This window comes from Oceanobacillus luteolus, from assembly GCF_023715655.1.
Taxonomy (GTDB): Bacteria; Bacillota; Bacilli; order Bacillales; family Amphibacillaceae; genus Oceanobacillus; species Oceanobacillus luteolus.
Genome location: NZ_JAMBON010000030.1, coordinates 20,876 through 46,163 on the forward strand (window position 1 = coordinate 20,876; position 25,288 = coordinate 46,163).

The following is a 25,288-nucleotide window of genomic DNA, read 5'->3' on the forward strand; positions in this document are numbered from 1 at the left end:
AAAACGGATAATCCATGCTGGTATGCTTTCAATCTAAGGCCAGCATGGATGTTTTAGTTTCTCCTCAATAGATAAATAAAGTACGGAGCACCAATAAATGCGACGATAATACCTGCTGGGACGGCACTGGATTCAATGATGGTTCTCCCGATGGTATCAGAAATCATCAACAGGATGGAACCGACAAATAATGCAATAGGCAAAAATAATTGATGTCTTGGACCGACCAATCTTTTCGCGATATGTGGTGCCATTAGTCCAATAAAACCAATTCCACCTGTGATGGATACGGCTGCTGCCGCAAGTGCTACAGCAATCACGATCAGGAGAAGCCTTTCCTTTGTAAGATGGATCCCTAATCCAATGGCAGTCGGTTCGCTCATCGTTAAGATGTTCAGTGTGTTTGCTTTGTAAAAGACAATCGGCAGCCCGATAAGTAACCAAGGGAGGATAGCTAGAATAAATGGCCAGTCCGCTCCCCAGATATTACCTGCCAGCCACTGTGCGATAAAATCCACCTCACTGCGCTCTGCGGAAGAAACGAGAACCATCATAAGTCCAGATAGTGTAAAGGCAAAACCGACCCCAATCAGGACAAGCTTTGTTGGTTGAATTCCTTTGCCTTTTTCATAAGAGAAAAAGTAAATAAGTGCAGCAGTCAGGAGCGCGCTAATAAACGCAACAGCTGGCAAGACGTAAGCATAATGTTGGATATCCGTTTTGATGAATAGATAAAAACAGGTAATACCAACGCCGGCGCCGGCATTAATTCCGATAATTCCCGGATCAGCTAAATCATTTCGCGTCACACTTTGGAGTAAGGCGCCGGAGATGGCTAAAGCCATTCCTGCGAGAGAAAGTACAATGACTCTTGGTAATCGAACGGAAAATAAAATGAATTCTTCTTTGAACGAACCTTGACCGAACAAGGTAGGTAGAATACGTCCAAATGAAACGGAAGAACTTCCAAGTGAAATACTCAATAGAAAAGTGAAAATGAACAGTATCGTAAGAATCAACAGCCATTTTCTTTGTTTATGAACCAAGTGGTCGCCCCCCTTTACGTACTAAAAATAGTAAGAACGGCAACCCGATGATGGAAACAACGGCAATGACAGGTGTTTCAAAAGGAGCGTTTATCGTTCGTCCGACCAAGTCAGCTAGCATCATAAATCCTCCACCGACAATGATGCTCATTGGAAGGATGTATCGATAATCGGTTCCGACTAAACCGCGGACGATATGCGGGATCATCAGCCCCACAAATGCCAGATTGCCAACAAGGGCAACTGCTGCACCTGCCAAAATGACGACTAATACCATCAAGATGACTTTTAATGTTGCAGTTTTTTGTCCTAAACCGACCGCTACTTCTTCATTTAAACTCAGTACCGTCAGCTGTCTGCTAAAACAGAGGCTGGCAACAATGCCGATTGCGATGATTGGTACAACTAGTAATGCCTGCCATGTCGTACCGATTAAACCACCAGCCGTCCACATCGAGACGTCCTTGGAAATATGGAAGACAATCCCTACTCCATCTGCTAACGCTTGCAAAAAAGCAGATACCGCAGCACCAGCCAATACGAGTTTCAAAGGGGAGAGCCCATCTCGTGTAGAGGTGCCAATTCTGTACACTATAGCCATACCTACTGCTGCTCCAGTAAAACAACCGATAATAATCAGATAGTAAGAAGCAGATGGTAAAAATGCCATCGTGAGTGCAAGTCCAGCATTTGCTCCAGCAGTTATCCCAAGCAAACCTGGATCTGCAAGCGGATTACGTGTGACACCCTGCATTATTGCACCGGCTACAGCAAGTGCACTGCCAACAAAAAAGGCAGCAATCACACGAGGAAATCGAATTTCGCGTAAAACAGCATAATACTCTCCACCATGTTGTCCGAGCGCAGCCTGCCAGATATCCTGAAAACTAGTATTTGCCGCTCCATAGATGATAGAGAAACAGAGTATCAAAAATAGAGTGAATATCGCAAGAATCATTTTTATTGAAAAGGCGATGGAGCGAATCTTATTCATAACAATCTACTACTTTCTGTTAGTTGTTTCTGAGAAATGCTTCTTCAAAATAATCCAATTGATAGTCTAGCGTCAATGCATCATTAAAGTAAAACGCCTTAGCATCTACTTCGAGCACACGGTCATTTTTCACGGCATCTATTTCGTTATACCATTCCGTATCTGTAAACGATGTGTCATGGTCTGTCGTCTTGCTTAACACAACATAATCTCCAACATAATCCCCAAGTACTTCTTGAGAAATCGCAAAGTATCCGGGCTCCAATGCAACATCAGCGACTACTTCCGGCATGTTCAGCCCCATTTCCTGATACAAGATTTCTGTACCGCGGCCCCAGTTATCACCGAAAAGGTAGAATTGCTTTTCAAAGTTTTCCACGACGGTCACCGTTGCATCTTCACCGATTTCTTCTTTAATTTGTTCTCCTAAATCAGCTGCGCGCTTTTTGAAATCTTCTACCCATTCTGTTGCTTCCTCTTCCTTGTTCACGACTTTTCCAATTTCAATATGTTGCTCTAAATAATTGTTTTTCCCATAAGTGAACAAGACGGTTGGAGCGATTTCCTGCAGTTTATCAGCGTTTTCAATATTGTTTAAACCAATAATTAAATCTGGCTCAAGCTCAATAATCTTTTCGAGATCTTGATTGGAAATCACTTCTGCTCCTTCTAACGCTTCCTGAAAATTAGGGTTATCAGCCGACCAAGTATCAACGCCGACAATGTTCACTCCTAATTTGATTAAATCACCAGCATAGGAGGAAAGAACAACGACACGCTCTGGGTTTGCAGGGACTTCCACTGGTCCGGTTTCAGATTCATAGGTGATTGTATCTCCCTCTGCACTATCATTTTTTTCCGAGTTCTCGTCATTGCTACATGCTGCTAGCAGAAGAGTGAGTAAAATCAACATTGGCATGATAAGTTTTTTCATCATCATAATCCCCTTTTATTAAGTCATATGTTATACATATTGGTTTATTTGTTCTAGGATCTGTACTAATGACTGCATCGATGTTGAATACGCTTCTTAAAACATCACATGTCATCACAGCCTCAGCATCTCCTGCACGTACAATCTTTCCCTCAGACAAAGCAATAATATGATCAGAAAATCTTGCTGCTTGATTAAGATCATGAAGCACCATCACAATCGTTTTGTTTTCCTCTTTATTCAATCTTGTGAGCAGCTCTAACACTTCTAATTGATGGGCCATATCCAAATAAGTTGTTGGCTCATCGAGGAAAATGGTATCTGTGTCCTGTGCCAATGCTAAAGCTATCCAGACACGCTGCCGTTGACCTCCGGATAAAGCATCTACTGGCTGATCCCGCATTTCATTCGTCCGTGTGACTTCTAACGCCCAATCTATGATTTCATGATCTTGCTTCGTTAGGCCACCGAATCCTTTCTGATATGGATATCTTCCGTACGAAACGAGTTCTCTTACAAGCAGGCCATTGGCACTCTCTGGATTTTGAGGGAGAATCGCAAGCTGCTTAGCTAAGTCCTTCGTATGGATGTTACGGATGTCTTTTCCATCCAGGATGATTTGGCCGTGTTGATGGGCAATGATTCTCGTCATCGCTTTGAGCAAGGTGGACTTGCCGCAGCCATTGGATCCGATGATGGTTGTGACTTTTCCTTCAGGAATTTCCAAACTTAAGTCATGCAGAATGGTTTTTTCTTCATATCCGACCCGGATATCTTTTACTTGCATGCTCATAGAATTAGGTCCTTTCTTTATATTATAGGTGTGATATAGTATAATTGATGACAATGATAATCATTATCATTTACTATCATAGGTAGTTCACAATTGGATGTCAATATATATCAGAGAAATACTTTGGAGGATGGGGGCATTTAAAGTGTTGGAAAAGTATGATGTTACTATTATAGGCGGTGGCCCAGCTGGATTATTCTCATCATTTTATAGTGGCTTACGTGGATTGAAAACAAAAATAATCGAGTGTCAATCTGAACTCGGTGGAAAAGTTTTATTATACCCAGAGAAAATGATTTGGGACGTCGGTGGACAACCCCCTATTTTGGGAGAAGCTTTTGCAAAACAAATTGTCGCACAAGGATTAACCTTTGAACCGACAGTCTGTACGAATACAAAAGTGGAACTTATTCAAAAAGATGAAAATAACGATTTTATCATTACGACAAATGATGGGATGAAGCATTATTCCAAGTCGATCATATTGGCCATAGGCGGAGGTATCATTGAGCCGAAGCGGTTGGATATAGCTGGTGCAGAAAAATATGAGGGGAAAAATCTGCATTACACCGTGAAAAGCTTGAAACAATTCCATAATAAAACCGTGTTAATTTCCGGAGGCGGAGATGCTGCAATAGATTGTGCGGTAGAACTATTGGATATTGCCAAAAAAGTAATTATCGTGTATCGGAAAAAGGAATGCCGTGCACATGAGGCGCAAGTGGATAAGTTAATAAAAGGCAATGCAAAGTTCATCATGAACACAACGATTTCTTCACTCGTTGGTAACGAGGATGATACGGCGATTAAACAAGTCGTCTTGAAAAATATATTGTCTGGAATTACTCAGAGAGTAGAGATTGATCAAGTGATTGTCCAGCATGGTTACAATCAAGATGTTTCCTTTAATGTGGCTGAGGATCTTACACTAGAAAAAAAGGATGATTATTTTTATAAAGGGGATGCTTTTGGGTGTACGACACAAGAGGGCATCTTTGCTGCAGGGGATATCCTAACATATGATGGAAAAATCAATCTGTTGGCAGGTACTTTTCAAGATGCTGTAAACGCTGTAAATAGTGTGAAAAATTACTTGGATCCGAATGCAGCTAAAGTAGCTATGGTTTCTTCCCATAACGAGGCATTTGAGGAAAAAAATAAAGAGATGATAGCAACGATGTTGGGGAGTTGAGACTGCTAATGAAGTTGAAGTGGATGAGTATGAGTCCAAAGCATAGTATGAGAATCTTGATTCATTTCGAAAATAGTGATTTTTCTTTGATTCGTACATGAGAGTGCTTTTAAGAACACGAATACTCTAATATTTCTTCAGTTCATGTCCTTAGAGTGCTTCTAAGGACGTGATCTCTCTAATATTTCTTCAGTTCATGTCTTTATAGTGCAGCTAAGGACACGAATACTCTAATATTTCTTCGGTTTGTGCACTGAGATGGCAGCTAAGGACACGAACTCTCTAATATTTCTTCAGTTCATGTCCTTAGAGTGCAGCTAAGGCCACGAATACTCTAATTTTTCTTCGGTTCATGTCCTAGAGTGCTTCTAAGGACATGAATACTCTAATATTTCTTCGGTTTGTGCACTGAGATGGCTGCTAAGGCCACGAATACTCTAATATTTCTTCAGTTCATGTCCTTAGAGTGCTGCTAAGGACACGAATACTCTAATCTAATATATCTTCGGTTCATGTCCTTAGAGTGCTCCTAAGGACGCGAACTCTCTTATTTTTCTTCGTTTCGCGCACTGAGAGCACTTCTAAGGATACGAACAATCTAATACCCAGAATGAGTTATGATATAGAGTAGAGAATTTTTTTGCTATCGTAGTGGGGAAAGGAATGGAAATAGGCGTGCTTGAAACGATCTTCGGCTACTCGGTTGCATTTTTTATTTTTCAACCGTTAAATGTATTCATACACGAGCTTGGACATGCATTTTTTGTGAAAATTTACGGAGGGACCATACAAAAGATTGAAATCGGTATCGGTGAGCACTTATTCAGAATAGGAAAGGTGCAGATTAAAAACAATTTTTCATCATGGGACTGTGCAGATACGATATAGACTCGTCTAATCTGAATAAATTCAGATTAGCGTTTATAGCGCTTGGAGGAGTTATTTTTAATCTAATGACGATTCTTTTATTGATAGCGATAAAACTATATACGGACCATCACCACTTCCTTGATGGCTATTTCTTTGGCTTTACCGGTGTGCTCATTCTATCTGCACTAATTCCAGTTACATATCCTACTGGATACGATAGTGATGGCCGTTGGTTGATTAATATTTTAAAAGAAGACCCACACCTTTGACTATAACTGGTGTGGGTCTATTATTGTGTTCAATTGGAACTCATGTATTTACTTCGTGATTCCTGTTATCCCTAAGGATCCGGGGCCGGCTCCTTTGTCACGGTTCCAGAAACGGGACTGTGCAATCGCTGTGATAAAACTTTGTTTGAAGTTTTGACTGTTTGCTGCTAATATGACGCCTTCTAAATTATCTGTTCCTTGTGGTGCGACGATTGCTTGACCTGTGGTAGCAATTCCGATCGGTTTGTATAATTTATAGGCCATGTTCACAAACTCTGTGACATTTTCTGTAAACCTTTTTTCGTTAGTGGTGTTTCCTCCGACGACGTAAACGGAGTCAACTAAATAAGGACCAGAAGTGAGGAACGTTTTGTTTACTTTGATTTTTAATCCATTGGCTCCAGTGACGTACCCCAGCCTTTCACTAATAATATCGTAAAAGACTTTATGCTGGTCAAAGAATTCAAGGACCTCGGTGACTTCCCGATCATTAAAACCATTGCCAATCAGTACACCAACCTTTTTCGTATAAGCGCTAGGTGGTGTATGGTATTGGCTTAGAGAAGGGTAACTTTCAGAAACCGGTACATGGCTACCTGTTGGACAAGCAACACCAATGTTATCTGCAACGGTGGATGCTAGTTCCATATCGACATTGGCTAATAAATTCACATTTTGCTGGCGCACGGATTCATCCATCACGTTACCGAGTTGATAGCTAAATGCTTCAATGGTATGCATTTTCTCAATAGACGTCAAGCTATTCCAAAATATCCTCGTCTGTGAAAAGTAATCATTGACCGAATCAATCCGTTTCCGTGTAGTGTGACCACCAACTTCTTTTGGATAATGTTCATAGCCACCTTCTTCAACAGGCACTTCATGCGGGGTGTTATCCGCTAAGGAATTCGGATGGTAGTTCACATGATCGACATCGATTAGATAACGCATCGGTCCACGTCTTTGGTTATTATGAAACGGACAAACCGGTTTATTAATCGGCAATTGTTGGAAGTTAGGCCCAATCCGATAGAGTTGTGCACTGTGGTAAGCGACTAACCTGCCCTGCAATACGGGATCATTAGAAAAATCAATCCCAGGAACAACGTTGGCAGGATTAAATGCGACTTGTTCGGATTCCGTATGGTAATTTTCGATGTTGCGGTTTAGCGTCATCTTACCGATAATCTGTACTGGAATCAGTTCTTCTGGCCAAAACTTGGTTGGGTCAAGAATGTCAACATCATATTTCTCTTCATCTTCAACTGGGATAAGTTGAACTCCTAATTCGTATTCTGGATAGGCACCACGATCGATGGCATCTCGTAAATCTTTTCGATGAAAGTCAGGATCAATTCCACCAATTTTAATCGCCTCTTCCTGAAGTAACGATTCCACACCGAGAACAGGTTTCCAGACAAATCTTACATAAGTTGCTTTGCCCTGTTCATTCACAAAGGTATACGTATTAATCGACCATGATTCCATATGTCGGTAACTTCGTAAAACCCCTCGGTCTGACATAATCCAAGTGACCATATGAACCGCTTCAGGATTATTCGCAACATAATCCCAAAATCTGTCGTGGGCACCCGTAGCTGTAGGGACATCATCATCCTGTTTTGATTGATATGCATGCATCGCATCTGGGAATTTCATGGCGTCAAAGTTAATGAGTACAGGCATCGCAATGGTTGTTAAATCATAATTTCCTTCTTCTGTGTATAACTTAACCCCTTGACAACGTAAATCTCTCGCTGTGTCATAAGAACCTTTAGGTCCTTGAACGGTTGAAAATCGAATCGTTAGCGGCGTCTTTTTCCCAGCTTCGCCTAGGATATTTGCTCTTGTCACGTCCTTCATGGATTTGTAACATTCAAATTCACCATGTGCACTGTAACCACGGGCATGGACCACACGTTCAGGTTGCTCTTCATGGACAAAGTGAGTGATTTTTTCAAAGTACTGCCAATCCTCATGTAGCGTCGGTCCACGTTCACCTGCTTTTAATAATTCCCTGTTATTTGCAATCGTCCTGCCTTGATTGGTAGTTAATGGTTTGTCGGTGTGCTGAACACGATGATCATCTAATTGCTGTTGCTTCTTGTCTTTACCAGGATGATTCTCCAATATTATATTCCTCCCAAAATTTTACTTAATCATATTGTTAGAATGTGCCGTCAAATCATAAATATACATGGTAGAAGGTATTATGTTTTTTTACGACTTAGTGGAAAAATTGGAGATCATCAGCTTTTAGTTAATAAGTCTACATAACAAGTAATTTCCAAAAGAAGGATAATCCCGCTTTTTGTCGAATGTGTAATAGTTAGGGAATTTGTCCGTGGGGGAGGGAAGGACATGGAAAATGAAAGAATAGATAAGCTGGAAGCGCGAATTCTCCAGTTGGAAAAGGAAGTTCAACAATTAAAAGAGGAAAAAAATAAACCACCTATACTAACAAATCAAGAAGTTCCTCAACCGATAAAACCGGTAAGCACATCAATCCCTAAAAAACCTACCGTTCCGAAGCCGGAAACAGTTAAGAAGGAACAGACGGATTGGGAAACATTACTTGGAAAAGTGTGGCTACCGCGCATTTTTATTTTTGTATTGCTTTTGGGAGTTGTTTGGGGATTCAGAATCGCGGTGGATGCTGGGTGGCTGAATGAAACGAACCGGATTATCATTGGTTTTATTGTGGCTGTCCTCTTTTATTACATAGGAAATAAACAAATAAAGCGAGATCGAGTCGCTTTAGGAAAAGTGTTGCTTGTCGGTTTCATATCCACCTTATTAGTGACGACCTTTGCGATGCATATTTTATATGATATGATTCCGCTTGCTGTCGCATTTCCGTTAAATGTTATTTGGGTTGCCATCGGGATTTATTTATCCCATCTGCATCGTTCGCAGGCGATGGGTGTGATGTTTGCGGTAGCCGGATATTTGATTCCATTTTTAGTGGCAGGGAGCGGTACAAATGCTACTGTCGTGTCGGTCATTACGTATGAACTCATTTATTATGTCGCTTTACTTTGGTTTGCAGTACGTAACCAATACCGGATTTTATTTTATGTTTCAACAGTATTCTTGCATATCGTTTATATAGCGTTGTTGTTTACTGGTAGTCATGTTTGGGATAGTGCCCATATCTTCTTGATGACAGTAGGAATCTTGATTCAGCATGAAGTGGTATTCTATACATTGCTGAAGGGTAAAATCGAAAAACTACGGGCTTTCCCTGTTTTATTCTCAGGTTTTATTGTCACACTAACCTGGGCGAAAATAGGTTTTGAAATACATGATGTCGCTTATCTGTTCACGATCTACGTTCTACTTACTACCATCCGTTATGGATGGCTTGCTTATCATTCGAACCGGAAACAGCAGGCGAATTTATTTTCCATTTCCACCGTCGCTGCAACATTTGGCATTTCGGTGTTGATATTGGATTTGGTGGATAGTCCATACGTCAGCACCTCCTTGTTTCTCATCCAAGGTGCGCTCGTTGTCTATGTCGGATATACTTTCCAATCTAAGATTCAACAGATAGTTGGATATGTCATCTATTATCTTGTAGCGTTAATCATCATCAGTGATCCTTTTCTCCTTTGGTGGGAAGATATAATGGTATGGGCGATTTTGATTGGAACGTTGTATTTCTTAGTGTTGTTCAACTTAAAAAGAAAAGATGAGATGTTCTTCCGTGTGAATATCGTTGCAGCTTTATTGGCCCACACTATATTCTTATTGGAGCTGGATTACTACAACATAGCATTTGGAGAGTTATATTGGATGGTGATTATCAGTTCTTTAATTGTCTTATATCGATTAACTAGCAAACATATGCATACGGTGATGAAGCAGGTCTATGTTGGAGTGAATGTGATTATTCATCTTGCATTTATTTCCTATCTGGCTGGAGAATGGGTTACTGGAATGACCAACGAAGTGGTGTTCTTCACTACAATAGGATGGGCCTTGTATGCGTTAGGTTGCGTGTTTATCGGAGTGAGGAGACAACATAAAGAGACCCGCTTGTTAGGGATAGGTTTAATCCTGTTTACGTTATTGAAATTGATATTCTTTGATTTAGCATTCATCAGTTTGGCGACAAGGGCGATGTTGTTTGTACTGCTCGGCTTCATAGGAATTGTACTTTCAAGGTTTATGTATGGGAAGAATAAAGAGTAGTATTACGCAATATAAAAACTCTCCATTGATGTGGAGAGTTTTTCATTTTTTATGGTCTTCGAAAACCCTCGGCTACGCCGGGGGTTCCGTAGAGCTTCTAGCGTGGGGTCAAAAAAGGCCTCCTTCATGGTAAAATATGGTTGGTTTCCCGACCACCAGATCTCACCAAAGAAGGAGGCGCGTCCCATGCAGGACAAGAATAGTTTAGCACATACGCAGTGGAGATGTAAGTATCACATTGTTTTTGCACCAAAATACAGGAGACAAATTATCTACGGTAAGTATAAAAGAAGTATCGGACAAATTATAAGAGAGCTCTGTGAAAGGAAGGGGGTTGAGATACACGAGGCAAATGCATGTAAAGACCATATTCATATGCTGGTAAGTATTCCACCTAAATTAAGTGTGTCTCAATTCATGGGTTATCTAAAAGGAAAAAGTAGTTTAATGATTTTTGATCGTCACGCGAATTTAAAGTATAGATATGGTAACCGCAAATTCTGGTGTCGAGGTTACTTTGTAGATACAGTGGGCCGAAATAAAAATCAAATTCAAGAGTATATAAGAAATCAGCTTAAAGATGACTATATGAGCGATCAATTAACGTTATTTGAGGAATTTGATCCATTTACAGGAGAGAAAAATCAAAAAAGATAAGAGATTCTTTTAGAATCAGTGAGTAAGTGTGGTGCAGAAGGGAAACCCATTCAGTGGGCCTTTTAGGCCGAGGCCGGTAATAGAGGCTTTCAGCCGCAGAGCAAACCACCAGTTCACACTGGTGGTTTTGATTTCTTTTGGTTCAATCTAAATTGGTGAGGGGAGCAGCCGCAACTTTTCTTAAAGTGTTTGTAGAAGCTGGAGAGATTCTTGTACCCGATTTGAAAGCATATTTCCGTTACGTTATGATCTGTATTCATCAACAAGTTCTTGGCTTTTTGAATTCTAAGCTGTTCCAAGTATTCGTGTGGTGACGTGCCGGTATGTTCTTTGAAGGTCCGACTTAAATGATAGGGACTTACGCCAATGATGACGGCAATGGTGTCTAAGGTGATTTTTTCTTCATAGTTCTTTTCTAAAAATAATTTTGTTTTCTCCACTATTTCTTGTTGAGGGTCATAGCTGTCGATTAAAAGCTCCGGGCGACATCTTTTACATGGTCGAAAACCTTGTTGTACCGCTTCTCTTGCGTGATTAAAAAAACAAATATTTTTATAATGTGGAGTTTTGGATTTACATGATGGACGACAAAAGATACCGGTCGTCTTTACAGCGTAAAAAAACTTGCCATCAAAGCTGTGGTCACATGTAACGATTGCTTCCCATTTTTCCTCAAGTGAAAATAGATTATTAGATTCCATAGATGAAACCCTCTCATTTCTTCGACTAGCTTGCTTTTTTCCAAGATAAAACTCTTTTTTGAAATGTCATATAGCTTCCATATAAAATGATCACGATAATAGGTACGAAAATATATAATTGAAAAAATGGTAATACAAGAATACAGAAGACTAGAGATATGACAGCGGAATACCACGGTAATGTTTTACTTGTAAAAAGCTTCACACCAGCAGCCATTGAAAAAAGGTATACGAATACGCCTAACGAGGTCGGGATAAATAATATATCTTGGAATGTCATGGTAAAATATTCCGTGATGATCACCCCAATACATGCGAATGCAATTACAAACACTACCATCCGTCTTGGAATTTGCTTCGTCGGATGCATCGTTGATAATTTTTTTGGGAATGCGCCGTCTCTACCCAATGCGTACCCGAGCTGTGTCAGGCTTGCTACAAATGCATTTGAAGTTCCGATACAGATGAAAAATGCCAATACGGCGGTAACCATTTGAGCTCCTATCCCTAGTGTTTCTCCCATTATAGCACCAATCGGTGAAGAATCGCTTTCGATATTTCCATAAGTTCCGGTTCCGATCGTGACAAAACTTAGAGATAAAAATAAGATCCCAATAATGATGACGCTGATGATGGTACTGTGAATGATATTTTTTTCGGGACGCTTAAAGTGATTGGCAAGATTACAAATCGCTTCCCATCCAAAAAAGGCCCAAAAGATAGCCGTTATCGCTGTTCCGATAGAGTACCAACCGTTCGGAGCAAGAGGTGTAAATCTTTCCAAAGTGATGTTCGGTATGGAAATGATAATGCTGACTGTGAGCATGAGTAATAAACATCCACTTAGGAGTAAGGCAACTTTTCCACTGACCTTCACGCCGTTATAATTGGTAATTCCTGCCGTAATTAAAATGAAGAATGCCAATAAGATTCTTCCCCAGTCAGAAAAGCCAAAAGCTTGACTCATATAATAAGCCCCTGTCAAAGCTACAATGGTTTGTCCAACTGCAGCTGTAACGAAGTAAAACCAACCGACAATATTACCAAAGTGGAATCCAAACGATTTCCGCACAAAAGTTGCAGCACCGCCAGCATCTGGGTATTCACGTGCCAAACAAGCAAAGGTGTAGGCAAGTGGAAGGTTGGCAAGAATTACGATGATCCAAGACAAGATCGAAGCAGGTCCTGCGATAGAAGCTGTTACCGAAGAAATAAACAGAACACCCGAACCGAGAATGGCAGCAATATACAAGGCAATCCCTTCATATAAACCAATAGAACGATTCTCCATAACATCCCCTCTTTCTCTCATTACATTAACACTTCAAAAGGGGAGATTTCTTCTCTTTTCTTGCGTTCTAATTTTTAAAAACCATTTCTAATGGAGGAGAAATATCTTCTTTTGTTGAATTATACAAGGAGCATTCCTGTAGAAACCACATAGATTCAGTCTCATTGAATGATTGCAAACGGGAGGTAAATGAGATCTTTCAAAGAACATAAATGGATGGATGAAGATTTACTTGTTTTCAGATAATTGATCATAGGGAAAGGTGGAAACTGAATGAAGTATTCAACAGCAAATTGGTTTGCGTTCCTATTTTTTGTTATCGGCGCTGTTCCAGTTGCAACTTATTTTTATTTAGATGCGAAAGATGCGATGATCTCATTTTTGCCTGTCATTGTTAAACCAGTTGGGGTGAACATGTTTTTTGCAGCATGTTTTCTCTTATTAGCCAGTATGATGGCTTCGAGAACACAGGAAAAGCAAATTAAAAAAGCTCACTTTCAAAAAGCATCTGTAATACTTATTTTACTAGTTTCAATGAGAGTAATCGCCCATTTCCTGTGAAAAGGGAGCCGATGTTTGGAATCAACGGACAGGAAGAAGCACGTAGGTTTCATGACGGGAGAATCCTATGTAAAAAGGCTGATCACTATGATAGTCAGCCTCTTCAATTAGGAAATCCTAATTTAAATTAGTATCCATAATTACCGAAGGATGCCCCAACAATAATCAATAGGATGAATAACACAACGATCAAGGCGAAATTCTTACCATGACCGTATCCACCATATCCACCTCCACTCATAGCAGCACCTCCTTTTACCTGAGTTAATAAAGTATATGACAATGGATTTAACACGCTTGGACTACTGACATTATTACGAACAAAAGGACACTCAAAAAAATGAGTGCCCTTTAGGAGGTCCAAGACTATGCTGCAAACGGAGGTAATTTAGTTTATGCGTAAAATACCAATATGAAATGGACAAGAGTGGATTTGATAATCTGTCATTCGATACAGTTTGGAAAAAGTTAAAACAAGGCGAACGAAAGGTTATCTTATTCTATATTTATTTGGAGCAAACTCAGTTAAAAAATAAAAACTGGTTACATATATAAATTGGCAAGCATGATTCCCAACGTTTCCTCGTAAATCTCATTAAATTGTGAGATGGGGAGCGGGTTTATCCCGGAACCAAGTTCATTCGTAAAGCCGGGTCTACGGTAAACGAGGATAAACCAATCTTTAAAGCCTGCATGACTGTCAACAAAGCGAACGGCTTCGTACCCACTTACCCGGGCATATTCATTGGCTATTATTTCAGATTCTGGAGGTTCTAATCCTTGATAACCCCAAAAGATAACTTCGCCTTGAGTGTGGAGTGCATTCGCTCGCTGGAAGTTTCGATTGCCTGTGAGTTCAGCCATGGCAATGGATTCGGGTTCAGTGAGGGGAGCATACCCAGGAAAATCCCTCGGTGCTGGGGATGTAGGTTTTCTTTCCGCTTCAATTTCCCAGTTTGCAGGGTATTGGTTATTTAAATCCACCCCACGAATATTTGCTTTCCAATTGGAGAAATCAGGATCATTATTATTAATCATTAGTACGTCATTTTGAAAATCACCAGCAGCAGTTGCTCCTTCAATCACGAGGTCCACTCCATCCGGGTTCACCATAGGAACAGCAGAGAGGAATGTCTGCATAAAATATGGCATCATATTCAACCCTCTAATCGGCTGATTATTTGTAAGGGACAAGGCATATTGATTAAGGAAGCGCATAATTACAGGTGTAGTAATCCATTCATTCGCATGAAAGGAGCCATTTACATGAACTTGTTTATTACCGATGCCGATTTGTAATTCCAACAAGTCTTTTCCAAGAATCGAGTTTCCAATCGTATTTCTTCTTATAAAAGGATAAATGGTAAGCAGACGATTGATATCCTCAATCATTTTTTCATAAGTATAATCGGCAGGATCACTGAGGACTAAATCGGTGATACGAACTGGAACCACGATGGTTTGCCCCACTTGCAAGTTTGCTGACTGGATTCCAGGATTGATTCTGAGGATGGCATCCACAGTTGTTTGATGACTGAAAGCGATTTTCCAAAGTGAATCAGCAGGTCTTATCTGATAACTTTGTGTAACATAGCCTGGAATTTGAACACTCTGTCCAATTTGTAGCTGCGAGCTGGAGAGAGTAGTGTTTGACTGGATGATCAACTCAAGTGGTATATTGAATAACCGACTATAAAACCAAAATGAATCCCCACTACGTACATAAATTTCCATCTAATCGCTCCTTTTATCGACTATTAAATCTTATGATTCTAATGGTAAAATGTGCTCTTGTAGGGGATTCATCATTTGCTTCTTAAGGAGGAGAAACATAAATCCTTGTTGAATTTATTATAAGATACAGATTAATGCTCTAGGCATGGAAAGTTGGTGAAAAATGATCCCATTAGTATATGACCAAATCAATCGTTGGGCGAAAGACGATGAGTTCTTTTTAGCATTACTAAAAAAGTTGAAGGTAAATAAAATCGCTGATTTAGGCTGTGGCACAGGAAGGTTGACTGCACATTTTGCTAAAGAGGGCTATCATATTACAGCTGTCGATCCAAATGAGGAGGCGATTGAATATGCGAGAAATAAACAATATCCAGGTGAGCTGGATTGGATAGTTGGGGACAGTTCCCATTTACGAAAACATACGTTTGACGCTGTGATCATGACCGCAAATGTAGCACAAGTCTTTCTGACGGATGAAAGCTGGCAACAGAACTTATCAGACGTATATCGTGAATTAAAGCCAGGTGGACATTTTATATTTGATACTCGTAATCCAATTGCTAGAGTGTGGGAAGAGTGGGAAAAAGATATGACACCTGATGTTGCGGTACATGAAGAGACTGGTGATACGCTTGAGATATGGACGGAATATGAGGGGTTCGCGGAGGATGTTTTTACTTTTTACGAAACGGTAAAAAATGTACGTACGGATGAAGTACTCATTCGTGAAAAAATGCAATTAAAATTCCGCACGAAAGAAGCAATCGATGAATCGCTTTTGCAAGCAGGATTTTCACAAATTGAAGTATATGGTGATTGGGAATTTGAACAAGCAACAGCGGAATCTAAGTCGTTTATTTTTCACAGTAGAAAATAAATTGCACCGGATTATCGCTACTTGTCAGCCTGAGAATATTCCATCTTATCGGGTGATGGAGAAGATTGGTATGAGAAGAGAAGGTCTTTTTAAGAAGTGTATTCCTCAAGGAGAAGAGTGGTGGGATGAGTATTATTATGCGATTTTGGAGGAAGAGTGGCTACAATAACAGTCTTTTGCAATCTCGGATGGGGTTAGAATAATATTCCCTATTGTGGTGAAACTACCAAGGAATATAAATCAATAGGGAGGCAGTTTTTATGGCACGTATTGGAGTGGAACAGTCACTGACTCAAGTAAAGGAAGCATTAATGGAAATGGGACATGAAATCATTGATTTGCGGACCGAAGAAGATGCACGTCAGTGTGATTGCTGTGTGGTTTCGGGAATGGATAATAATGTGATGGGCATGCAGGATACTGTTTCAGAAGGACAAGTAATCAATGCACAAGGATACAGTGCAGAAGAAATAACCCAGATGGTGAACGAACGACTTAGCTAAGATGGATGCAGGCTTTCCCTACATGGGGGGCCTTTTCATTTAGAGTTACTCGTTATTAATCAACGCTTCGGCCATATTACAACTAGAGGTGATCATAATGGGTAAAGAAAAGAGAAATGAAAAAGAAAAGAATGAGTCTTTATGGGACAACTTCCAATACGGAAGTCGGAGGGTATAAGGCTTCCGGAGATATTGAAAATGCGGGCAGACTGGATAAAGGTTTTCAAAAAGTTGAAGAAGATGATCTTAAAGCCAAAGCTTCCATCAAAGAGGGAGATCAAAAGGAGTATTAATCTCTATTTTTGTGAGAAGTTCTATATGAAAGTTAAAGCTCTCGGATGATATCCTGGGGCTTTTTTGTAGATCATTCGTTGAAGAAGCCCATTGATATGGAGTAAAAAAGACGATTACATATAACCGTCTTATCAGAAACTTTTTAGATTTGTCCTTATCGTCTTGGTGGAGGTGGGTTCAATTATTTGCTTCGTTGTATTTTTTAAATGTATTTGGTATATTTTGGATTTTTGTAACAGACCACTGTTTATTTGAGTGTGTACGTGAGTTCAGCTTTTGGGCAAACGTTTTTGCAGTATCATAGTCATGGAAGACCTTATTAGATGTACTATTCGAGTCTTTAAGTATTTCAGTTTGTCCATTTACTTTCCTATTGATCATATACATAATGGTTCTCCCTCCAATTGAACCAAAATTCCTATTTTGTCTAATTCTACCTGATTTTGTCAGCGAATACTATTACAGATAGGTTAAAAATCTTTATTGCTTGATGACTGATATAATATAATTGTAACAATGTTTGGAATGGCAAGTGAAGGGAATGGAGAATTAAGACAGATCATCTTCATTTCGGGCTTCAAAGAAATAAAGGGAGTGTTTTTCATGTCTATCACGATTACAGAGCGAGCATCAGAAGAACTGAATAAAAGAATCGGTGAACGGAACGGATACCTTAAGCTGCAAACCGAAACGAAAGGTCTTTCCTGTGATTCAGGAATACCTACGTTGTATTTTGTCCCGTCGATACAAGAAAAGGAAGACATTCTGGTAGAGACGAACGATCGTCCGGTGTTATTGGAGAAAACGGAGCACTTTTTCAGTGACGACTTGAAGATTGATTACTCGGATACCGTGAACAGCTTTCAGTTAAAGAGTCCTGCACAAATTATAAATGGGAGAATGACATTTATTATAAAAGAAGGTTAAGAAAATGAAAGGCCCAGTTCATTTTGGAACTGGGCTTTCTTACGTATTTAACTAACAATCTTATAATATTCCCTTGCCGTCACCAGATAAACAATTGCATAAAAGACAGCAAATACGAGTACGGTAATCACCGTCCAGAGTACAAATAGGCTGACATTGGTCAAGTTGAGTAGAGCTAGAAGTTTGGTGATCACTTTAAAGGCAAAGGCTATGTGGATGACAGCTCCGACTAGCGGCATGAAAAATACAATCAGCACTTGGCCATGAATCGATTTTTTAATTTCCTCTTTACTTAAGCCGACATTCTGCATAATTTCAAATCGTTTCTTGTCATCATATCCTTCTGAAATCTGCTTGTAGTACATAATGAGTACGGTCGCCATGATGAATAAAGCACCGAGAAAGATTCCGAGGAAAAAGAGCCCGCCATATAAGGAATAAAAGGATTCCCTCGCTTCTTCTTTCCCTTCTGCATATCCTTCGATAGATTGTTCTTTTAATAGTTGGGATAAAGATAGGGTCAGAGCAATTTCCGTTTCACTATCCGCTTCGGTATCGAAACCGTAATAATAGGACAAGTCTTCCTTTGGTGAAATCTCGTTTATAATGTTTTCATCCTTCATGATGACAAAATAACGATTCGTCAGCATGGCAACCGCCATCCCATCAAAAGTTAAATCATCAAGCTGATCCTTAATTTTAAAATTTTGATCAGCAATGGTAATCGTATCTTCAATAGGATCTCCCCGAAACGTGTATAAGAGAACTTCATCATCATCCAATGTGGCGGATTGCTTTTCCAACTGATTGTATTCGTCCAGTGGCATTGCCTCGATGATAGAAATATCAGTGAAAGATTGTGACTCCGGATCATGTGCAGAAAATGAATTTCCTTGCTGGGTCATTGGAAATTCGACCGAACGATAATGAATCGGGTTGATCATTTCTACATTATGTTCGTCAGCTTCATCAACTATATTTTTTTCAATTGATTCAGCCTCTTCTAGAGACACATCAAATGCAGAAACACTGATTTCTTTCGGATACCGATGTTCCAATGAATCTTCCATCCCGATATAGAGGGAAACGGTTGTAGAGAGCATGATTAATACCATCGTTGATAAAATACATATGCTTGCAAGGCCTGCCGCGTTTTGCTTCATTCGATAAATCATGCCAGATACACTGATGAAATGTTTCGTTTGATAATAAAACTTTTTGTTTTTCCGTAATAATTTCAATAAAGCGATGGTTCCCGCTGTGAATAAGGCGTAGGTTCCAATGATGACGAGCACGACGGCTAAGAAAAATTTAACCATTGCCGTCAGCGGCGACTCCGTGACAAGGGCGATATAATAACCGTAACCAAGCGTGATGAGACCTATGACGACAAGCAGCCATTTTGTTTTGGGCTCCTTTTCGCCGACTTGTCCGCCACGTAACAATTCAATCGGTTTTGCCAGATGGATATGCCTTAGATTGTTCAATAGGATAAGAATAAATATTCCTGAAAACAAGAGGACGCTATAGACGATTGAAAGTACTGATATAAAATATGTGAACTGAATATTGAATTGTAAAATGTTACTCAACAGCAAAAACATCAGCTTGCTTAAAACGATTCCACTTGTTAACCCAAGGAGCAGGCTGAGGGCTGAAGCAAAGAAAGTCTCGATAGAAATAACTTTCGCAACATGTTTCTTCTCCATGCCAAGCACGTTGAATAATCCAAATTCCTTCTTCCGTCGCTTGATTAAAAAACTGTTTGTATAAAATAAGAAGATGACGGAAAAAATCCCGATGACGTAGTTTCCTAGTGTCAGCATGGTGATCAAGGCTTCGCCACCAGACATTTCCTTCAATCCTGGGTTGCTGGATATGAAATGCATCATATAAAACATCGCGATGATAAAGATGTTGGAAAGAATGTAAGGAATATACGTTTTCCGATGTTTGTTCATGTTGCTGAGTGCCAGTTTGGAATAGAAGAATCTACGCATTTCTCCCACCGCCCGTGGCAATGATGTTTAATGTTTCTGAGATTTTTTGATACATTGCCTCATTGGATAAGGATCCTTTATAAAGCTGGTGGAAAATCGTTCCGTCTTTGATAAAGAGCACCCTTCCAGCATGGCTGGCGGCTTTTGTACTATGAGTAACCATCAAGATGGTTTGGCCTTCTTGATTGATCTGTGAAAAAATCCGCAGTAAATCATCGGATGCGCGTGAATCGAGCGCCCCAGTTGGTTCATCGGCAAGAACGAGCTTCGGATTTGTGATCAGGGCCCGTGCTACAGCTGTTCTTTGTTTTTGGCCTCCCGAAACTTCATAAGGGAACTTAGATAAAATCTCACTAATCCGTAGTTTTTCAGCTAATGGAACTAACCGGGCATTCATTTCGTTATACGATTTACCCGATAAGACGAGTGGTAAGAAGATATTATCTTGGATGGAAAATGTATCGAGTAAATTGAAATCTTGGAAAACAAAACCGAGGTTCTGCCGGCGGAATGCTGCGAGTTCTTTTTCACGAATCGTTACGATGTTTTTATTTTGCAGCATCACTTGTCCGCTCGTTGGTTGATCGAGTGCCGCTAAGATGTTTAATAGCGTTGTCTTTCCTGAGCCGGACTCTCCCATAATCGCCACATATTCTCCCTCGTCCACGGAAAAGTTTACATCCGTAAGAGCGTGGACTTGATTTCCTCCGAACCGTGTCGTATATATTTTTTTAAGATTTTTAACTTCTAATAATGTCATCGTCATGCCTCCATTTATCGTTTCTATGTTTAGTATAGCAAGGCTCTAAAGGCTGGAGACATCGCCTTTGCTTACAGATAAGCTCTCAATCTTACATTTTCGTAAGATAGGGTCATAGGTTGTCATTCTACTCCAATATTTTTTGTTTCCAAGTCGATGATAACTTTCGTGCCTCTTCCAACTTCGGATTGTATGATGATGTCATGGGACAATTTGGTTAAGATTTGTTTGCATAAATACAACCCAATTCCCGTCGATTGTTTATAGGTACGTCCATTATGGCCAGTGAATCCTTTCTCAAATATCCGCGGTAAATCTTCCGCTGGTATACCAATACCGGAGTCTTCGATAAGCAATCGTTTTCCATCCATATAAATGGAGATGGATCCTTCTTCTGTATACTTCAAAGCATTTGATAGGAGTTGGTCGATGACAAAGAGCAACCATTTTTCATCTGTTAACACTTTAAAATTCACTTCAGAATAATGCAGGGTGATTTTATTTCGAATAAATATTTTTGCATGTTTCCGTACGGCTTGTTTGATAATGGAATCTAACTCATACTGTTGAAACAAAAGGTCCGTCGATATATTTTCCAAACGTAAATACTGTAGGACAAACTCTACATATTGCTCAATTTTAAAAAGTTCCATCTCCAATTCTGCATTTTGTTCATGGTGTTCCGATTGAAGAAGAAGTCGCATCGCAGCGATAGGTGTTTTTATTTGATGGGTCCATTGCGTAAAGTAATTCACTAAATCTCTTTGTTTCTCCTCAGCTTGTACAGTCAGCTCATGCATATTATTGTGTAGGATTTGTAACAGGATGTGATATTGTTCTTCGGTAATATTTACGGGCACTGGTAACTGGTCGAGCTGGACCGTAATTGTTTTTTGCATGTTTTTTAATACGCGGACCCTTTTGGTAAACTTGAAAAAGTCCACAACAAAGAAAATCAACCCGATATACCCGCAAAGCAGGAAAGCATAGAGAATCGGGTCGAGGGGCACATGGCTGAGATAAAATACAATAGTGAAGCATAGTAGAAAGATGAAAAGCAATAATAGCGTCTTCCACTTCATTTTTAAGTAAGCCAGTAATAGATTTTGTCTGTCTTTCCTCATGTCAGTCCACCAAATAGCCGATTCCTTTCTTTGTGATGATAAACTCTTTTAATCCGATCGTTTCTAGTTTTTTTCGCAGCCGATTAATATTGACGGTCAATGTGTTGTCATCTACGAAACTATTTGTTTCCCAAAGCCGGGTCATCAATGTATCCCTGGAAACGACTTTTCCCTTATTCTCTAGTAAAATATGTAAGATTTTGTGTTCGTTTTTTGTGAGCTCCATTTTTTCGCCTTGATAGCTCAGCGTTGCATCACTGATATTTAAAATGGCTCCCCGATGCTCCAGCAAATTTGCTTGTCCAGTGAAATCATAGGTGCGTCGGAGCAAAGCCTGTACTTTCGTGGTCAGGATGGTAAGATCAAATGGCTTGGCGATAAAATCATCTCCACCCATATTAATGGCCATAACAATATTCATACTGTCTGATGCCGAAGAAATAAAAATGATTGGCACTTTAGATAGCTTTCGAATCTCACTGCACAAGGTATACCCATTGATATAAGGAAGAGAAATATCCAATAGCACCAATTGCGGATCAAAGGACACAAACGTAGACATGACTTTATTAAAATCGGTAATATACTCTACTTCATAGCCCCAAGTTTCCAAATGACATTTTATTGCTTTTGCAATGACCATATCATCTTCAACGATTAATATTTTGTACATGATAAAAACTCCATTCATCACTAAATTGATGCCTTTCTTTCATCTTACTAAATAGAACGAATATAATCACGAATAAATGACAGATTTTTCTAGAAGTAACTCAGGTCTCTGCCAAAAAAGGATTATTCCCTCAACTTGTTGAATATATAGGTATAGTTGTTGAAAACGTAAAATGGGCTGGGGGATGACGATGAAAAATTTTTGGTTGGAAGATGAAGATCAGACATATGCATTAAAACCTGTGAAAAGAAAAGATATTATCGCAGCTGAGAAACAATTAGGGGTAGAGCTGCCGGCACTGTATAAGAAATTGGTTAAAAAGCAAAATGGCGGATACATCCAACGAACCCTTTTTCCTATTTCTTTTGTTACGGATCATGTGGAAGAATTTATTGAAGTCCGTAGTTTATATGGCATTGGGGAGGATGGAATTTTAGATACGGATTACCTCATCAAAGAGTGGGGGCTTCCGAGTGATATTGTCCTCCTTGATGGCGATGGGCATACTTGGGTTGCGCTGGATTACCGAGGAAAGAAACGTAATCCGAGTGTCGTCTATTTGGAAGTGGAAGAAGGGAATGAATTCCAGCTTGCTGAAAGTTTCGATGAATTCATCGCAGCGCTACAAGAGGAAGAGTTTGATGAAGAGGAAGAAGAGATGGTCGACGATATGGACATACCGGATTTGAATAATATATCGAAAAGAGACGCGGAAGACATTTTTAGAACTAGTGAGGATGAAATATTAATCAGAAGCGTCATCATAAATATCCCATTAGTTGCCGGGGATATGAATTGGATGCTCGATCAACTTATTTACCTCTTGAAAAAACGTGATACGGAAGGAATTGCAGAAAGTGTCGCTGATTTCTTACTTATCTATTCTCGTTTCCGAAGTGAAATGGACGATAGTAAATATACCTCGTTGATGAAGAAGTTAAGGTCTCTGCCTTATCCAGGAGTGAAGATGGACCTCGAGATGATAGATGAAAACAATTGAGTACACCAATTGACGCACGAGCTGAAGGAGGACTCTAGTGGAGTTTGTGAGGAAATACATCTATATTATATTTTTTATTGCATTGTTGCTGAACTTCGTTATTTGGGATTACGTGAGAGATGAGGAATTTAAATTTGTAGAAAATACATTTCAGGCGCTATTCTTTGTGTTATTTTATATTTTTGTGAGATGGTTCTTTGGCTGGGATAAACCTAAAAAAGATGAGGATATAGAATAATAGTGAAGAATGGAGGGGAGAGATGAAGGGTAATAAAACAATTTTCGTAGCTATCATCATCTTCTTATTCTTAGTTGCGGCGACTTATTTCACTGAGATTACTAAAAGCAAAGAAGTCATCTCTGAAAAAGAAAAGGAACTGATCCAATATCAAAAAATGTATAGTGAATTACATAATGATTATCTGGAGATGAATTCAGATTATGAAAGTCTGGCAAATGAGCTATTCAACATGGAAAAGAATGTCCTTGAATCAAATGTTGGGTCAAGTGATTCTCTTCCTCACCTAGGTCCAGCTACAGTGCATCATAAGCAAATGAAAGAGAACTTAATCTCTATCTTTTATGAAAATGCTTTGGGATACCAATTGAGAATATCGAAGCCGGATTTTTACGGTAATCTAACAATAGATATAGTGAATCCTGTTATGGGAATTAACTACGATTATGTTGATTATGCAACTAAACTAGTATTTGGTGGTGTAATTACAAATAAGCAAATTAAAAAGATTAAATTAACACAGGATGAAGTTTATCATGCTAGTATTTTAAAAGTTAATAGTGATTACTTTGTTTGGTATAGCCTCGTTGAAAATAAATCAACTCCTGAAGAACCGTTTGAGGTGAACATTAAAGCTCTCGATGATGAGGACAATGTTATATGGGAAAAGACGGTTGATGAAGCAATAAAATAAGGAGGCGCTGATCATGAATATTTCGATCATTAAACCAACCACGGAACATGCTAAAGAAATTAGTAGAATTTGTTCAGTGGGCTGGCGTCAAACTGTCGAAGGTTATTATAGTGAAGAATATCAAATTAAAAATATAGAATACTGGTATAACCACGAACGAGTAGTTGAGGATATCACCAAAGGTGCATATACACATGTTGCGATGGTAGATAAGAAAGTTGCAGGGACAATTGGAGGTGCCGTCACCGAACCTGGTGTCAGTGAGATTTTTGTTTTTTATGTGGATGATGTATACAGATATAAAGGGATAGGCACGAAACTATTAGATGCGTTTACCAAGGAACATATGAAGAAAGGTGCAACCGAACAATATGTATCTGTACAAGAAGGAAATGAACTTGGTATCCCATTCTATAAATCGCGTGGATTTCAACAAAGAAAGGAAGATAATAAACGCTTTTGGAGACGGATTCGAGACTAAATACATAGGTGAATTTCTCAATCTATATGTTGAAAATAGAGTGGTTGGGATACAGTTAAGCTGGAGGTGTTAATCTAAAATGATTAATCACCTTTTTTGTTTATATTTGGTAATGGGATTGGTTAGTGAAGTTGTTTTTAAAGTAAACGTCAAATAATCCACACCTAGTTTTAGATGTGGACTATTGTTATGATTTATTTAGTTTTATTTGGTACACGACATTCCGCTGGAATGGACGGTGACCAAGGTAGTAGTTGATCCAATTTCGGTTTGTCAGTCATGTCCATATTTGGCAGCTGTTCAAATAAATATTTCAGGTAATTAAATGGGTTTAATCCGTTTTCCTTCGCCGTCTCCACAATGCTATAAATAATTGCGCTGGAATTAGCTCCCTTTGCGGTATTGCTAAACATCCAGTTTTTTCTTCCGATCACAAACGGCTTTATAGACCGTTCCGCCCGGTTGTTATCGATTT

General features: G+C 39.4%; 29 protein-coding genes and 1 pseudogene. 15 read left to right on the forward strand and 15 right to left on the reverse strand.

The window, feature by feature from the left end; translation table 11 throughout:
* Nucleotides 1-53 precede the first annotated feature (53 nt).
* Genes M3210_RS14890 through M3210_RS14905 form a run of 4 tightly spaced genes read right to left on the reverse strand, consistent with a single transcriptional unit; the run spans nucleotide 54 to nucleotide 3,767 of the window.
* Nucleotides 54-1,046 (reverse strand): FecCD family ABC transporter permease, encoded by a 993-nt coding sequence (locus M3210_RS14890; RefSeq protein WP_251515923.1) that lies wholly within the window; start codon nucleotides 1,044-1,046, stop codon nucleotides 54-56.
* The gene (locus M3210_RS14895) at nucleotides 1,036-2,040 is read right to left on the reverse strand and encodes a FecCD family ABC transporter permease (protein ID WP_251515926.1); all 1,005 of its coding nucleotides are present in this window, start codon (nucleotides 2,038-2,040) and stop codon (nucleotides 1,036-1,038) included. The genes M3210_RS14890 and M3210_RS14895 overlap by 11 nt, the downstream gene beginning before the upstream one ends.
* Before the next feature lie 19 nt (nucleotides 2,041-2,059).
* Nucleotides 2,060-2,974: an iron-hydroxamate ABC transporter substrate-binding protein gene (locus M3210_RS14900; protein WP_251515928.1), complete on the reverse strand. Its 915-nt coding sequence runs from the start codon at nucleotides 2,972-2,974 to the stop codon at nucleotides 2,060-2,062.
* Nucleotides 2,916-3,767: an ABC transporter ATP-binding protein gene (locus M3210_RS14905; protein ID WP_251515930.1), complete on the reverse strand. Its 852-nt coding sequence runs from the start codon at nucleotides 3,765-3,767 to the stop codon at nucleotides 2,916-2,918. Before M3210_RS14905 ends, M3210_RS14900 begins: the two co-directional genes overlap by 59 nt.
* Before the next feature lie 145 nt (nucleotides 3,768-3,912).
* Between M3210_RS14905 and M3210_RS14910 the strand changes: the two genes are divergently transcribed.
* The 3 genes from M3210_RS14910 (at nucleotide 3,913) to M3210_RS14920 (ending at nucleotide 6,098) form a co-directional block, all read left to right on the forward strand.
* Nucleotides 3,913-4,959, forward strand: a complete 1,047-nt coding sequence (locus M3210_RS14910; RefSeq protein WP_251515932.1) for an NAD(P)/FAD-dependent oxidoreductase — start codon at nucleotides 3,913-3,915, stop codon at nucleotides 4,957-4,959.
* 663 nt (nucleotides 4,960-5,622) lie between these two features.
* Entirely contained in the window at nucleotides 5,623-5,847 is a 225-nt protein-coding gene (locus M3210_RS14915; protein WP_251515934.1) for a M50 family metallopeptidase, read from the forward strand.
* A 65-nt stretch (nucleotides 5,848-5,912) separates the two neighbouring features.
* On the forward strand, nucleotides 5,913-6,098 hold the full coding sequence (locus tag M3210_RS14920; protein WP_251515936.1) for a hypothetical protein: 186 nt from the start codon (nucleotides 5,913-5,915) through the stop codon (nucleotides 6,096-6,098).
* A gap of 48 nt (nucleotides 6,099-6,146) precedes the next feature.
* Here M3210_RS14920 and M3210_RS14925 read toward each other — a convergent pair whose 3' ends face one another.
* Complete coding sequence (locus M3210_RS14925) at nucleotides 6,147-8,228, reverse strand: catalase (RefSeq protein WP_251515938.1); 2,082 nt, start codon at nucleotides 8,226-8,228, stop codon at nucleotides 6,147-6,149.
* 231 nt (nucleotides 8,229-8,459) lie between these two features.
* On the opposite strand from M3210_RS14925, the gene M3210_RS14930 reads away from it, so the two are divergent.
* Nucleotides 8,460-10,295, forward strand: coding sequence for a DUF2339 domain-containing protein (locus M3210_RS14930; protein WP_251515940.1), 1,836 nt, complete (start codon nucleotides 8,460-8,462; stop codon nucleotides 10,293-10,295).
* Between the two features lie 186 nt (nucleotides 10,296-10,481).
* Entirely contained in the window at nucleotides 10,482-10,952 is a 471-nt protein-coding gene (gene tnpA, locus M3210_RS14935; RefSeq protein ID WP_251511490.1) for an IS200/IS605 family transposase, read from the forward strand.
* A gap of 113 nt (nucleotides 10,953-11,065) precedes the next feature.
* On the opposite strand, the gene M3210_RS14940 is transcribed toward tnpA, so the two are convergent.
* Nucleotides 11,066-11,653 (reverse strand): bifunctional transcriptional activator/DNA repair enzyme AdaA, encoded by a 588-nt coding sequence (locus M3210_RS14940; RefSeq protein WP_251515942.1) that lies wholly within the window; start codon nucleotides 11,651-11,653, stop codon nucleotides 11,066-11,068.
* 25 nt (nucleotides 11,654-11,678) lie between these two features.
* On the reverse strand, nucleotides 11,679-12,944 hold the full coding sequence (locus M3210_RS14945) for an APC family permease (protein ID WP_251515944.1): 1,266 nt from the start codon (nucleotides 12,942-12,944) through the stop codon (nucleotides 11,679-11,681).
* A gap of 273 nt (nucleotides 12,945-13,217) precedes the next feature.
* Here M3210_RS14945 and M3210_RS14950 point away from each other — a divergent pair, with 273 nt between their 5' ends.
* Nucleotides 13,218-13,505, forward strand: coding sequence for a hypothetical protein (locus tag M3210_RS14950; RefSeq protein WP_251515946.1), 288 nt, complete (start codon nucleotides 13,218-13,220; stop codon nucleotides 13,503-13,505).
* Between the two features lie 127 nt (nucleotides 13,506-13,632).
* On the opposite strand, the gene M3210_RS14955 is transcribed toward M3210_RS14950, so the two are convergent.
* Together M3210_RS14955 and M3210_RS14960 are read right to left on the reverse strand one after the other, a co-directional pair.
* Nucleotides 13,633-13,746, reverse strand: coding sequence for a YjcZ family sporulation protein (locus M3210_RS14955; RefSeq protein WP_251515948.1), 114 nt, complete (start codon nucleotides 13,744-13,746; stop codon nucleotides 13,633-13,635).
* A gap of 302 nt (nucleotides 13,747-14,048) precedes the next feature.
* Nucleotides 14,049-15,239, reverse strand: coding sequence for a M14 family metallopeptidase (locus M3210_RS14960; RefSeq protein ID WP_251515950.1), 1,191 nt, complete (start codon nucleotides 15,237-15,239; stop codon nucleotides 14,049-14,051).
* Between the two features lie 163 nt (nucleotides 15,240-15,402).
* On the opposite strand from M3210_RS14960, the gene M3210_RS14965 reads away from it, so the two are divergent.
* The 4 genes and pseudogenes from M3210_RS14965 (at nucleotide 15,403) to M3210_RS14980 (ending at nucleotide 16,915) form a co-directional block, all read left to right on the forward strand.
* Nucleotides 15,403-16,119 carry a class I SAM-dependent methyltransferase gene (locus M3210_RS14965; protein ID WP_251515952.1) on the forward strand — a complete coding sequence of 239 codons (717 nt, stop codon included), beginning with the start codon at nucleotides 15,403-15,405 and terminating at the stop codon, nucleotides 16,117-16,119.
* Nucleotides 16,112-16,288 (forward strand): annotated as a pseudogene (locus M3210_RS14970) (GNAT family N-acetyltransferase); the annotation flags it as partial. The gene M3210_RS14965 and the pseudogene M3210_RS14970, both read left to right, overlap by 8 nt.
* A 91-nt stretch (nucleotides 16,289-16,379) precedes the next feature.
* A complete protein-coding gene (locus M3210_RS14975; protein ID WP_251515954.1) occupies nucleotides 16,380-16,622 on the forward strand; it encodes a YkuS family protein in 243 nt (80 codons plus the stop codon).
* A gap of 116 nt (nucleotides 16,623-16,738) precedes the next feature.
* Nucleotides 16,739-16,915, forward strand: a complete 177-nt coding sequence (locus M3210_RS14980; protein ID WP_251515956.1) for a hypothetical protein — start codon at nucleotides 16,739-16,741, stop codon at nucleotides 16,913-16,915.
* A 178-nt stretch (nucleotides 16,916-17,093) separates the two neighbouring features.
* On the opposite strand, the gene M3210_RS14985 is transcribed toward M3210_RS14980, so the two are convergent.
* Complete coding sequence (locus M3210_RS14985; RefSeq protein ID WP_251515963.1) at nucleotides 17,094-17,303, reverse strand: hypothetical protein; 210 nt, start codon at nucleotides 17,301-17,303, stop codon at nucleotides 17,094-17,096.
* A 216-nt stretch (nucleotides 17,304-17,519) separates the two neighbouring features.
* On the opposite strand from M3210_RS14985, the gene M3210_RS14990 reads away from it, so the two are divergent.
* The gene (locus M3210_RS14990; protein WP_251515964.1) at nucleotides 17,520-17,843 is read left to right on the forward strand and encodes an iron-sulfur cluster biosynthesis family protein; all 324 of its coding nucleotides are present in this window, start codon (nucleotides 17,520-17,522) and stop codon (nucleotides 17,841-17,843) included.
* A 47-nt stretch (nucleotides 17,844-17,890) separates the two neighbouring features.
* Here M3210_RS14990 and M3210_RS14995 read toward each other — a convergent pair whose 3' ends face one another.
* The 4 genes from M3210_RS14995 to M3210_RS15010 form a co-directional block, all read right to left on the reverse strand.
* Nucleotides 17,891-19,843 carry an FtsX-like permease family protein gene (locus tag M3210_RS14995; protein ID WP_251515965.1) on the reverse strand — a complete coding sequence of 651 codons (1,953 nt, stop codon included), beginning with the start codon at nucleotides 19,841-19,843 and terminating at the stop codon, nucleotides 17,891-17,893.
* Complete coding sequence (locus M3210_RS15000; protein ID WP_251515966.1) at nucleotides 19,836-20,603, reverse strand: ABC transporter ATP-binding protein; 768 nt, start codon at nucleotides 20,601-20,603, stop codon at nucleotides 19,836-19,838. The genes M3210_RS14995 and M3210_RS15000 overlap by 8 nt, the downstream gene beginning before the upstream one ends.
* 122 nt (nucleotides 20,604-20,725) lie before the next feature.
* Complete coding sequence (locus tag M3210_RS15005; RefSeq protein WP_251515967.1) at nucleotides 20,726-21,727, reverse strand: sensor histidine kinase; 1,002 nt, start codon at nucleotides 21,725-21,727, stop codon at nucleotides 20,726-20,728.
* Between the two features lies 1 nt (nucleotide 21,728).
* The gene (locus M3210_RS15010; protein ID WP_251515968.1) at nucleotides 21,729-22,400 is read right to left on the reverse strand and encodes a response regulator transcription factor; all 672 of its coding nucleotides are present in this window, start codon (nucleotides 22,398-22,400) and stop codon (nucleotides 21,729-21,731) included.
* A gap of 190 nt (nucleotides 22,401-22,590) precedes the next feature.
* Between M3210_RS15010 and M3210_RS15015 the strand changes: the two genes are divergently transcribed.
* Genes M3210_RS15015 through M3210_RS15030 form a run of 4 tightly spaced genes read left to right on the forward strand, consistent with a single transcriptional unit; the run spans nucleotide 22,591 to nucleotide 24,813 of the window.
* A complete protein-coding gene (locus tag M3210_RS15015) occupies nucleotides 22,591-23,400 on the forward strand; it encodes an SMI1/KNR4 family protein (protein WP_251515969.1) in 810 nt (269 codons plus the stop codon).
* A 37-nt stretch (nucleotides 23,401-23,437) separates the two neighbouring features.
* Nucleotides 23,438-23,638, forward strand: a complete 201-nt coding sequence (locus M3210_RS15020) for a hypothetical protein (RefSeq protein WP_251515970.1) — start codon at nucleotides 23,438-23,440, stop codon at nucleotides 23,636-23,638.
* A 22-nt stretch (nucleotides 23,639-23,660) separates the two neighbouring features.
* A complete protein-coding gene (locus tag M3210_RS15025; protein WP_251515971.1) occupies nucleotides 23,661-24,332 on the forward strand; it encodes a hypothetical protein in 672 nt (223 codons plus the stop codon).
* A 13-nt stretch (nucleotides 24,333-24,345) separates the two neighbouring features.
* Nucleotides 24,346-24,813 carry a GNAT family N-acetyltransferase gene (locus M3210_RS15030; RefSeq protein ID WP_251515972.1) on the forward strand — a complete coding sequence of 156 codons (468 nt, stop codon included), beginning with the start codon at nucleotides 24,346-24,348 and terminating at the stop codon, nucleotides 24,811-24,813.
* 194 nt (nucleotides 24,814-25,007) lie between these two features.
* Here M3210_RS15030 and M3210_RS15035 read toward each other — a convergent pair.
* The coding region (locus M3210_RS15035) for a transposase domain-containing protein (protein ID WP_251515973.1) at nucleotides 25,008-25,288 on the reverse strand (281 nt) is incomplete at its 5' end.